Raw genomic sequence first — 11,245 nt, 5'->3', positions numbered from 1 at the left:
TCTGGATTCCTTTCAAACGTTCGGTGGTAGGGCGCGCGGCGTACGCGACCGGCTCGTCTGAACCCGCAGCGTTCCTGTCCGGCATGCCGATCCGCCGCGCGAAGTTCGCGAGCTATACGCTGGCCGGCCTGCTTGCCGCGATTGGCGGCCTCTTTTTAACGTTCTTCACGGACACCGGCGAGGCGAGCCTCGGCAGCGCCAACTCGTATACGCTGTTTTCGATTGCCGCCGTGGTCATCGGCGGCGTGTCGCTGCTCGGCGGCAAGGGCAGCGCGATCGGCGCGATTTTCGGCGCATTCGCGTTCCGTTCTATCGGCGATCTGCTGTTCGTGTTCAACGTCGACGCACTGTGGCAGCCGCTGTTCCAGGGCGTGATTCTTCTGCTCGCTGTCGCGATCGGCGCGTGCGGGCTGTTCAGGGTCCGCAACCGTCTGGAGTGGTTCCAATGAGCGACGTTTCCGGAGCCGGCTGGACTTCGTTCGTGTCGCGGCTCAAGCGCAAAATCGACCCGCCGATCGTTATCGCGTTCGCGTGCATCGTCGCGCTCCTGCTCGTCGGCGGGATGTTTTCGCGGAACTTCATGTCGCCGGAATACATCCTCCTGCAGCTGAAGGTCGGCGCGTTCCTTGGCATCATCGCGACCGGCCTGATGATGGTGATCCTGCTCGGACACATCGACCTGTCGCTGCCGTGGACAATCACGGTCGGCGCGATGATGGCGTGCGCCGCCGCGGGGCACGGCGAACTCGGGCACATCCTCGCGATTCCGGTCGGGATCGGTTGCGGCGTGCTGATTGGCATCGTCAACGGTATCCTTGTCGCGCTCCTGCGCATTCCTTCGATGATCGCGACGCTCGCAACCAACGCGGTCGCGCAGGGCATCATGATCGTCTACACGGGAGGATCGTCGCCGCAGGACTCGGCGCCACACGTGATGCGATGGCTCGCTTCGGGCTGGCTCGTACCGGGCGTGCCGAATGCCGTCGCGCTGTGGGTGCTGATCGGCGGCGCCACGATGTTCTTGCTGGCGCGCACGACCTTCGGCCGCATGCTGTACGCGATCGGCAACACCGAACGCGCGGCATATCTTTCCGGCATCAATACGCGGCTCGTGACCGTGGCCGCGTTCGCCGTGTGCAGCGCGTTCGCGGCGCTCGGCGGCGTGCTGCTTGCGGGTTATGCGTCGAAAGCGGCGCAGTCGATGGGCGATGCTTACCTGTTGCCGGCGATCGCTGCGGTCGTGCTCGGCGGCACGTCGATTCTGGGCGGCCGGGGTTCGTACCTCGGCACGGTGGCGGGAGCGATCCTCATCACGCTGCTGCAGTCGATCCTCTCGGTCGCGCAGATGCCGGAGGCGGGGCGCCAGATTATCTACGGCGTGGTGATCGCGGCGATGCTGCTGCTGTATGGGCGCGGCAAGCGGGAGGCGTAGGAAGCAGCGGCAGTCCCTTTCCGCCAAAGCGCACGTGCAAGGTCGCGTTGGTCAATCCGATCGTCTGTTCCTGAAAGCCGTCGAACATCGCTCCTCCCATTCCGACATTCCCACATCTTGGATTTTATTGGCGAGCGCGTCAGAAGGTCCGCGGTTGGCCGGCTGCGGCCGACCGAATGTTCCTCCCGCTCGCAGAGGGAGTTTCAGAGGGAGGACGAACGCAAAGCCTCGGTACGCCGTTTGCTGAGTGGTCACCAATGACCCTTTAAAGAGGTGCGATATGAAGGCAACCATCGTGTCCCACTCCCCCGTCCCAGATGGGGAATCCGAGCAGATTTATCGATTCGGCTTTGTCCTCGAAGCTGAGAATGATGCGCCTCCTTATACGGAATCAGTTTCCCTGCGAACTGCCCGTGTATTGGTCGCTCATTTAGAGGACGGAAACGCGTTCGTGGAAATGTTGAGAGTCATGGTTCAAACCAGTGCCCTCGACTACGACTCACTTATCGGCCGCAGATTCGATGATGAGTTCCCCTCATCGAAAGTTGCACCGTCTGTCCATTCCAGCTAGCAAATCAGCGTCATCGAGCAACATCGCTCGGTCCCAGATCCGCCGAAACCCTGTAAGGCACACTCCGTCTCACCCCCGTAGCGATCGCGGGGCCGTTCAACCGAACTGATGCCTTATATGTCCATCGACCTCAATCCGTCCGACGCGCCCGATACGGAAGTCCAATCCTGGCTGCAAAAGCTCGGGCCCGGCCTGATTACGGGCGCCGCGGACGACGACCCCAGCGGTATCGCTACCTACTCGCAGGCGGGCGCACAGTTCGGTTTCAACATGCTGTGGACCATCGTCATTACGTACCCGTTGATGGTGGCCATCCAGGTGATCAGCGCAAGACTGGGGCGAGTCAGCGGGCATGGACTCGCTACCAACATCCGACGTTACTATCCGGCCTGGCTGCTCTACGGCTCGGTCGTCTTGCTTCTTGTCGCCAACACCATCAACATCGCAGCCGATCTGACCGCGATGGGGGCGGCGGTGAACCTGGTAGTGGGTGGTCCGACGCGCCTCTATACCGTCGGGCTCGGGCTGATATCCGTTTTGTTGCAAGTGTTTGTCCCCTACCGCAGCTATGTCCATGTGTTGAAGTGGCTTACTCTCGTGCTCTTTGCGTACGTGGCGACCGTGTTTGTCGTGCAGGTTCCATGGCAGACGGTAGTCACCCGGATGATTTTTCCTCACTGGTCCTGGAAGAGCGAATACGTTACAACGGTGGTCGCGGTCCTCGGGACGACCATTAGTCCCTATCTGTTTTTCTGGCAGGCGTCTCAAGAGGTCGAAGAGATGCGCGCCGAGACCGGTCAGAAGGCTTTGAAGAACGCGCCGGCTCAGGGACCGTCAAGCCTCAAACGCATTCGGATGGACACGTGGATTGGAATGGGGTTCTCAAACCTGGTCGCTTTCTTCATTATTTTGACCACGGCGGCCACGCTAAACGCTCATGGTGTTACGCACATCCAGACATCCTCCCAGGCCGCACTCGCGCTCAAGCCTATCGCAGGCGAATTCGCATTTCTGCTCTTTAGCGTGGGAATCATCGGCACGGGGTTGCTTGCTCTGCCCGTACTGGCAGGGTCGGCCGCGTACGCGATGGCCGGAACGTTCAGATGGCGTAACAGCCTCGCGCTGAAGCCGCAGCTTGCGAGGCGGTTCTACGGCATCATCGTGTTATCAACGATCGTGGGCGTCGTGATTGGCTTTACTCCGATCGATCCGATCAAGGCGCTCTACTGGAGCGCGGTGATCAACGGGGTTGTCTCCGTGCCAATCATGGGACTGATCATGTTTATGGCCGTCAATCCAAAGATCATGGGAAAGTTCGTCATCTCGATGCGGCTACGTGTGGTGGGTTGGTTGGCCACAACTGCCATGGGTATTGCGGCCATCGCCATGTTTTGGTTTATGTTCTCGTAGTTCGCTGCGCCTCACCCCAAGTTCGGCGATGAACACGCGGCGCATTTGCGCAGCCAGCACGGACACGGAGTGGAGTGAGACGCAGCGGCAGCCCGGGAAGCGGGCGGCCGGCAGGGTCGAAAACAGATACTGTCATCAGCGAGTTCGGACAACGATCAAGGCGATACGTCGGCTAGGCGCCGCGATGGCAACTACGTACCGGCACGCGCCCTCTCGTTCGTTCCAGTACGGCGCCCGCATTCTCAGATCTTCGCCGTTTCATAGGTCGCCGGATGGAAGATTTCTTCGACGGACAAAAGCCGCTTGGAAAGGCCCTGGGAATGATGATGGCGCAGGAACGTCTCGAGCGTATTGCGGTTTGCCGGCACCCCGTAGGGCCAGTGGTCGTTGCCGAGCAGATCGCGTGCAGCCTTCAGTTGCTCTTCGACAAACGGCAGCGTGACTTTCGTGGCCGACGTATCGGAGAGTTTGTCGAGTGCTATCTGCTTCGACCGTTCGAATGCCTTGAGCACGGCAGCGGGCAGCCACGGATGGGCTTCAGCCAGCGTTTTGCGGATTCCCACCACGTGCATGATCGGAAACACCTTGGTGCGACGATAATAGTCTTTCGCGGCCTCTGTCGGATCGGGAAACAACCAGCCGACATTCGGGTTCGTGGCGGCACATGACGGCGGGCGCGGCGCCATGAACGCGTCGATATCTCCGCGATCGAGCATCGCTGAAATCGTGTCGTTGTCGGGCGCTGCTTCAAGGCGCACGTCCCGCGGCAACTGCAGCTTGATCTTCTCAGGACGACCCGGCTCATCGATACCCCCGCGCACCCACGTGATGTCCTCCGGCCTGACACCGAAATCGTCTTCGAGGATCGCGCGGGCCCATACATTCGCGGTCAACTGGTATTCCGGCAGGCCGATGCGCTTGCCCTTAAGATCTTCCGGACGTTTGATGCGATCGGTGCGCACGTAGAGCGACGTGTGCCGGAACGCACGCGACAAAAACACCGGCACGGCAATATACGGACACGTGCCTTCCGAGAACTTCACGGTATAGCTCGAGAACGACAGCTCACTGATATCGAATTCTTCGTTGCGGAACGCACGAAAAAACATTTCTTCAGGCGAGAGCGTCATGAAGACCGGATCGACGCCATCCATCTGCACCTGCCCAGAAATCAACGGCCGCGTGCGGTCATAGTCGCCGGTGGCGATCGAAAGATTAAGTTTTCCGTTCATGTTTGATTGCCTTAAACGTTTAAAAAGCGCGTTTAAAAAGCGCGCCGGCACGGCATCGATCGCCGCGCCGCAAGTTGAGATTTCTATTCGGCTCAGTTCACTGCAAGACTGCGACGAGCCTTCCGACGCAGGAATTCGAAGTTGACAGTGAATTGTTCGGGGCGGGTCACGGTATCGTGCAGGCGCTCGATGTCTTCGTCGGAGAAACCCTCGCCGGCGCCCCCGGCCGCCTGCGTCAAGAGCTGGATCTGACAGGCGCTTTCGAGCAGCAACGCCAGCACGACCGCCTCTTCAATCGAACGTCCCGTCACTGCGACACCGTGATTGCGCATTAGCACAGCCTTGCAAGTGCCAAGGGCGCGCGCGACGCCCGAGCCCATTTCCTGGGTGCGGATCAGATTCATGGTGTCGGTGTAATACGGCACGCCATCGGCGAAATGACAGCTAGGTTGACTGATCATCTTGAGCGGCTGTTCGGTGGCGGACAGTGCGACAGCGTGCGTGGGATGCGAATGGATTACGCTCGTTATATCCGGGCGCGCCCTGAAGATTTCCGAGTGAATGAAAACCTCGCTATGCCGACGTCCGGCGCCGCCCACCTTCTCGCCGTCGAGATTGCACACTACGATGTTTTCAAGGGTTATCTCGTCGAAGCCGTAGCTATGCGGTTTCATGAAAAAGTGGTCCGGATCGCCCGGTACCCGCACCGACACGTGGCCGCGCGTGAGATCACCCTGGCCTTGCGCTTCGAGAATGCGACCGGCATCGATCAGTTTCTGTTTGGCTTCGTCTGCGTTCATGGTGTGCTCCAGCGCCTCTCAATGATGGCGGCCTGCCGGTTGTACCAGGCCGCCGGTTGGTCAGAATCGCCCGCCCACGGCCGCCTTGGCTTTCAGCAGCAGCGGCTGCGGTGTCTTGTACAGTTCGTCGAGCAATTGGTCGATGCGCTCCGGCGGTACGGGCCGCACTTCCAGACCAAGACTTTTTGCTTCGGCGAGGAATGCCGGATCTTTCATCGTCTGTGCGAAGGCGGTGCGTAACGCGGCTGCGCGTTCAGGCGGCAGACCCGGTGGCGCCGCGAACGGGCGCGCAAACGCCTGGCTCGCCACGATCACCTTCAGCACCTGGCGTGCTTCGTCATTCGGCGCGAGATCGATCAGCAGTGGCACGTTCGGCAGGTCGGGATGTTTTTCGAGGGCGACCTGCACGAGGATGTTGATCTTCTTGTCCTTGATCCAGTCCGGATGCCGAACCAGGATAGTGCTCCACGACGTACCGCATTCGCCGTCGATCTCGCCTCGCTCCATCGCAAGCGCCGTTTCGTTGCTGCCCGGATAGCCGGTGACCAGTTGGATCTTTGCGTTGAACAGCGTCTTGATTGTCGAGGCCATCACATCAGGATCGGAGCCGGCTGCCTGCCCGCCCATGCGTGATTCCTTTGTGACGAGGTCCTGGAACGTCTTGATCTTCGAGGTGTTCCACGTCAGGCACAGGCTGACATCGCTATTGATGCTGCCAAGCCACGTCAGCTTGCGGGCATCGAAAGCGGCCTCGCCGAGCAGCGGTTCCTCCGGCATCGTGCGGCCGAACGTGCCGAACGTGGAACCGTCCTTCGGCGCGACGCTATATAGATAATTGATCGCCTTCAGACTGCCCGCGCCTGGCATGCTCTGGGGCGTGATCGTCGGCTTGCCGGGCAGATAGTTGCCGATGTGTTTGGCGAGCAACCGGGCGTACATGTCGTAGCCGCCACCGACGGAATAGCCAATCGTCAGATTGACGGTGCGACCGCTATAAAAACTCTCCGTGGTCTCCGCCGCGTAACCGCTTGCAGGCAGATAGGTTGCAGCCGCCAGGAACGCGAGTGCGGCTGCGGCTCCCGCGCGCAAGATCGTGCGCGGGCGTTGCAAATGTGATTTTCGCTGCGGCTCTCTTCGAACCGACCGCGATAGATAATTCTTCATCGTTTGTCTCCATCGATAACGGCCGGTCGTACGGCGGACCCGCAGCGCCGGCTCTGTTCTGTACTGGCGGGAAACCGGCTCATACAAGACCGCTGAGGCTTCGCAATGCTGGCACGAGATCGCCCAGCAGGGATGGCGGCCACGGTGTCGCGAAGATCAGGTCGAACACGAGCCATAGCGCAACTGTCATCGCAACCGACAGCAGCCACGCATTGCGCCACCGTTCGCCGAACTCAAAGCGCGCGAGCACCAGCATCATCAGAAGCAAGGCGGGCAGCAAGCCGATCAGGTAGGCAATGCCCAGCGCTCCGCTAATGGCCAGGAAGAAGCGCAAGCCGCGGGCGCGAACCGTCGATATCGGCAGCGGCGGTGCTCCAGGAAGGTCACCTTCGAACGCCTGCGACAGCGAAGGCCCCGATGTTGGCAACGCCGTTGAGAGCGATGCGCCCGTGCGGTTCAACGCGAGGTCCTGCCGCGGCCCGGCCGTTGGCTGACACGGCAACGACTGCGCCAATTGCACCCTTGCTTGCGCGGCAGACATCGTCGCCGGCATCACGGCCGGCCTGAGTTCGCGCGGCGGCTGGTCACGGGCCCCCACCTGGCCGATCAGCACGATGCACGAGAAAAACATCGCCGCGCTCGCGGCGGTCATTGGCATCAGCTTCGCGCCGAACGCCCAGTCGGAAGCGGTCCAGATCGCCACGCTTACGGCAACGATCAGCGCGATGGTGAACAACGAATGATGATCGAGTCGCTTGATCCTGAAGTGCACGCCCGACGCAAGCGGTCCCTGCTTGAGCGCGCGGCGCAGTCCCTTGAGCGTCGGTCCGAGGACGACCCACAGCGCGGCGAGCAGTACGGCGATCACTATCGGCCGCGTAAACAGCTTGACGCCGTATATCTCGCTCGAAATAAAGTAGTAACGCTCGAAAATGCTGCCGAGCACGAGCCCGAGAATCAGAGGCGGACGCGGCCAGTTCAGCCGCTTCATCACCCAGCCGACAAATCCGAACAGCACCATGGAGCAAAGGTCGCCCCAACTCTGGCTCGCGTTGAATGCGCCGAGGAAGATGATGCCGAGCACCAGGGGAACCAGGACCCCCACCCGTACGGTCGCAAGCTTCGAGAACAGGCTGCTGCCGAACAGGCAGATGATTGCGCCCATGATGTGTGAAATCGTCAGCGTCCAGATGATCGCGTAGGTCACGTCGAGATGCTTGGTCAACATCTCAGGACCTGGCGTGAAGCCGTGCATGATGAATGCGCTTAACAGCAGCGCCATCGAAGCGCCTGCCGGCATGCCGAACGCAATCGTCGGAATCAGGTGGCCGCCTTCCTTGGCATTGTTCGAACTCTCAGAGGCGATGACCCCGCGAATATCGCCCTTGCCGAAGTTCTCGGTGTTCTTTTCGGTGCGGATCGCGTGACCGTACGCCATCCAGTCGATCACTGCGGAGCCAAGGCCCGGCACCGCGCCCAACAGCGCGCCAAGGCCGCTGCAACGCAACACCAGCCACCAGTTCCGGCCCGCATCGCGAACACCGTCCCACTGCGTGCTCTGCTTGCCGCGAACGGCGCCATCGGTGCGCGAGATGCTCGTGCGTTCAATCGCCATCTCGGCCAGTTCTGGCAACGCGAAAATGCCGAGCGTGACTGGCACGAGCGGCAGGTGGTCCCACAGATACAGTGAGCCGAAGGTCCATCGCAGCGTGCCGGTCTGCGGGTCCGAGCCGATCAGCGACAGCATGAGCCCGAACGACGCCACCGCCAGTCCCTTGATCGGCGCCTTGCCACTCAGCACCGCGACCATCGAGAGGCCGAAGATACATAAAGCAAGCAATTCCGCCGAGCCGATATAAAGCACTACCAGGCGCAAGACGGGAATCGTGACCGCCAGCAGCAGCGCGCCAAAGACGCCGCCTGCAAGCGACGATGCATACCCCGCACCAAATGCGCGCCGCGCTTCTCCGCGTCTTGCGAGCGGATGTCCATCAAGAACAGTCGCGGCTGCCCCGACGGTTCCCGGCACCCCGAAAAGCACGGCCGGAATCAAGTCGGAGACCGTCGTTACCGCCGCCATGCCGAGCAGCAGCGCGAACGCGGTATAGCCGTCCAGGTGATAGGTGAACGGAATCAGCAGCGCAAGTCCGACAATCCCACCGAGCCCCGGCACCACACCAAGTGCAAGCCCGAGCACCACACCACCCAGCATGATCGCGAGGCGCAGCGGATCGAGAATCATCGTCAGCGCATGTAACGCGGCGGCTCCCATCACCACACCTTCCTGTCAGTCAGATTCCGCGTCACCACACCACCACGTTGCTTGCCCACGGGGTTGTCTCCGGTTCGCGTCCGTTTTAGCCATCGGACTGTATTCGGGGGGACTGCTTCCGCGCACGCCGCAAGCCTTGCAAGGCAGACGGTTTGCAGCGCGCGGTTTGCTTGCTGCTTGTGAAGCGTTTTTGTTATTCGTAGATCGCGACGAGCGCCTGAGCTATAGGTGAATACTTTGCGTGCGTGCGCAACATGAAGCTCGCGAAGCCGTCGCTGTTGTGATGTTTCTTGCGTTCGTTCGGCAAGTCGATACGCTCATTGCGTGACGCATCCCGCACGATGCCCATGGGGTCTTCACCTTGCTCGACTTTCTTCATCTCACGGCGCAGCACGCGCCGGTAGATCGCAATGCCCTGGTCAGTGGCGCCGAGGTTCTCACGCGTGCGATCCGCCACCTTGCCTTGCGTGATCCACGCCATCATGTCCTGACCGTCGACGTTATCGACGATGAACTCGCCCTGCTCGTCCTTGAACGGCACGTCGTACACATGGACACGTTCAGTCAGGTGCTTCGGCACCTCGGCGTCTTTCGGCGGAATGTAGGCGTTGTACCAGAGGTGCAGCGTCTGTTCGTCGTCCACCGGCACGCGAATCTGGAATGAGTAATAGCGCGATGCGTCGTCGCCGTTGCCGACCGCAAGCATGTTCGGAAATACGATTGGATGACCAATGCGCCAGTCGTCGGAATCCTCGGAATGCCCAGCCAGCAGCCGATGCTTGGTGATACCGAATTCGAACTCGTTGAAGGCGATCTTCTCGTGCTTTGCACTGATTGCTACCTTGATGCCTTCCTGTTCCTTCTGAAATTCGTAGTGATGCCCATGCAGCCATTCGGTGTGAATGGGATCGAGCGAATTCTCCATGATTTGCAGCCAGTTGATCGGCAGCAACGCGCGGCCCATCATCCGGATCGCACCCTGTGCGATGAAGCCGTCAAAACGCGGCAACAGAGGTCGCGGTTCCGGCCCCATGTAAGCGAACAGCAGGCCGCCCAGTTCTTCGACGGGATACGCGTCAGTGGCAACCTTGTCGCGGAACGCGCAGTTGTCCGGCTCGTTCGGCTGGCTCAGGCATTTCCCTTCCACGCTGAATTCCCACCCGTGATAAGGGCAGCGGATACCGTCTTCAGTCGGAATGCCATGTGCGAACGACGCACGCCGATGAGGACACTGCTCCGCGATCAATCCAACCTGTCCCTGGCGATTCCTGAAGAGCACCAGGTCTTCGCCGAGCAGTCGCACGCGTTTTGTCCAGCGGTTCTCGAGTTCGGTCGCGGTCCCGATTGGCTGCCAGTAGCGCCGCATCAGGTTGCCCATTGGCGTTCCCGGTCCAACTCGCGTTAAGGTCTCGTTCTGTTCAGCCGTCAGCATGGTTTTTTGGATCCCAATTTTCGATGAAGTCGGTTGATGGACTCGACGGGTGCGCCTGGAGTCCGAACACCATCTCCGTGAAACGCGCCGATCACCGCATCCGCCTGTGAATCCATCTTATACTTAGGTAACTAAGCCTCAATTATGGAAAACACCGATGCATGCTGGAACAGGGCCTCATATTTTGGTTTTACTCCGGCGTTACTCTTATCTCATAAGGCTTTCATAGCGATTTAAAATTTACGTCACCAGACCCTTTCGAGGGAGGAAATATCGCTCCCCCTACGATGATCTTGACAACATAAACTTAGTTGGCTAATTTTAAAAACGCATGGACACATGCCACAACATAGGTGACTGCATGAGCAAGAGTGACAAGTCTCAACGCGACGCGCTGCCTGGTACCCTCCAGCGCTGGCGCGAAGCGTTGCCCGAAGAACGGATGGCGCACCTCGTAAAGGACACCGCTCGCGGATTCTCGCGTTCACTCCAGGCACGGCTGCGCGAACACTCAGTGCAGTACGGCCACTGGACATTCCTGCGCATCCTCTGGCAAACCGACGGACTGACACAGCGGCAGCTAAGCGAACAGGCGGGTTTCGCCGAGCCAACCACGTTTTCTGCGCTGAAGGCCATGGAGGCGATCGGATACGTGACACGCCAGAAACTGCCCGACAATCGCAAGCAGGTCCGCATTTTCCTCACATCGAAAGGCACGAGCCTGCGCGCGTTGCTGGTGCCCGCAGCCGTGGAGGTGAACCGCATTGCACTCGCTGGAATCCCTCCCGACGACATCGCCGCCATGCGCCGCACGTTGCTCGCGATGATGGAAAACCTTGCGGGCGACCCGTTCTTCGCCGAGCGTGCCGCTGAATCGCTCAACGGCCTAAGCGGTCTGGATCTCGGCGACACAGCCACAAGCGAGGCATAGC

8 protein-coding genes and 1 pseudogene are annotated in these 11,245 nt (G+C 60.4%); 4 read left to right on the top strand and 5 right to left on the bottom strand.

Annotated features, from left to right (window positions below):
- The 3 genes and pseudogenes from JWR14_RS11445 to JWR14_RS11435 form a co-directional block, all read left to right on the top strand.
- A pseudogene (locus JWR14_RS11445) lies at positions 1 to 449 on the top strand (ABC transporter permease); the annotation flags it as partial.
- Positions 446 to 1,432, top strand: a complete 987-nt coding sequence (locus JWR14_RS11440; RefSeq protein WP_299706044.1) for an ABC transporter permease — start codon at positions 446 to 448, stop codon at positions 1,430 to 1,432. The pseudogene JWR14_RS11445 and the gene JWR14_RS11440, both read left to right, overlap by 4 nt.
- A gap of 688 nt (positions 1,433 to 2,120) precedes the next feature.
- A complete protein-coding gene (locus JWR14_RS11435; RefSeq protein WP_299706041.1) occupies positions 2,121 to 3,413 on the top strand; it encodes a divalent metal cation transporter in 1,293 nt (430 codons plus the stop codon).
- Between the two features lie 242 nt (positions 3,414 to 3,655).
- Here the strand turns inward: JWR14_RS11435 and JWR14_RS11430 are convergent, their stop codons facing one another.
- The 5 genes from JWR14_RS11430 to JWR14_RS11410 all read right to left on the bottom strand — a co-directional run bounded on the left by JWR14_RS11430 (position 3,656) and on the right by JWR14_RS11410 (position 10,313).
- Entirely contained in the window at positions 3,656 to 4,645 is a 990-nt protein-coding gene (locus tag JWR14_RS11430) for an ABC transporter substrate-binding protein (protein WP_299706038.1), read from the bottom strand.
- Between the two features lie 92 nt (positions 4,646 to 4,737).
- Positions 4,738 to 5,445 (bottom strand): class II aldolase/adducin family protein, encoded by a 708-nt coding sequence (locus JWR14_RS11425; RefSeq protein WP_299706035.1) that lies wholly within the window; start codon positions 5,443 to 5,445, stop codon positions 4,738 to 4,740.
- Between the two features lie 60 nt (positions 5,446 to 5,505).
- Positions 5,506 to 6,609: a tripartite tricarboxylate transporter substrate-binding protein gene (locus JWR14_RS11420; RefSeq protein ID WP_299706032.1), complete on the bottom strand. Its 1,104-nt coding sequence runs from the start codon at positions 6,607 to 6,609 to the stop codon at positions 5,506 to 5,508.
- 79 nt (positions 6,610 to 6,688) lie between these two features.
- Positions 6,689 to 8,881 (bottom strand): tripartite tricarboxylate transporter permease, encoded by a 2,193-nt coding sequence (locus tag JWR14_RS11415; RefSeq protein WP_299706056.1) that lies wholly within the window; start codon positions 8,879 to 8,881, stop codon positions 6,689 to 6,691.
- Positions 8,882 to 9,074: 193 nt separating this feature from the next.
- The gene (locus JWR14_RS11410) at positions 9,075 to 10,313 is read right to left on the bottom strand and encodes a Rieske 2Fe-2S domain-containing protein (RefSeq protein ID WP_299706029.1); all 1,239 of its coding nucleotides are present in this window, start codon (positions 10,311 to 10,313) and stop codon (positions 9,075 to 9,077) included.
- Between the two features lie 361 nt (positions 10,314 to 10,674).
- Between JWR14_RS11410 and JWR14_RS11405 the strand changes: the two genes are divergently transcribed.
- On the top strand, positions 10,675 to 11,244 hold the full coding sequence (locus JWR14_RS11405) for a MarR family winged helix-turn-helix transcriptional regulator (RefSeq protein ID WP_299706026.1): 570 nt from the start codon (positions 10,675 to 10,677) through the stop codon (positions 11,242 to 11,244).
- Position 11,245: the final 1 nt, after the last annotated feature.

Origin of the sequence: Caballeronia sp. (assembly GCF_028292365.1) — a bacterium.
Classification (GTDB): domain Bacteria; phylum Pseudomonadota; class Gammaproteobacteria; order Burkholderiales; family Burkholderiaceae; genus Caballeronia.
This window is presented reverse-complemented; position numbering and strand designations above follow the sequence as displayed.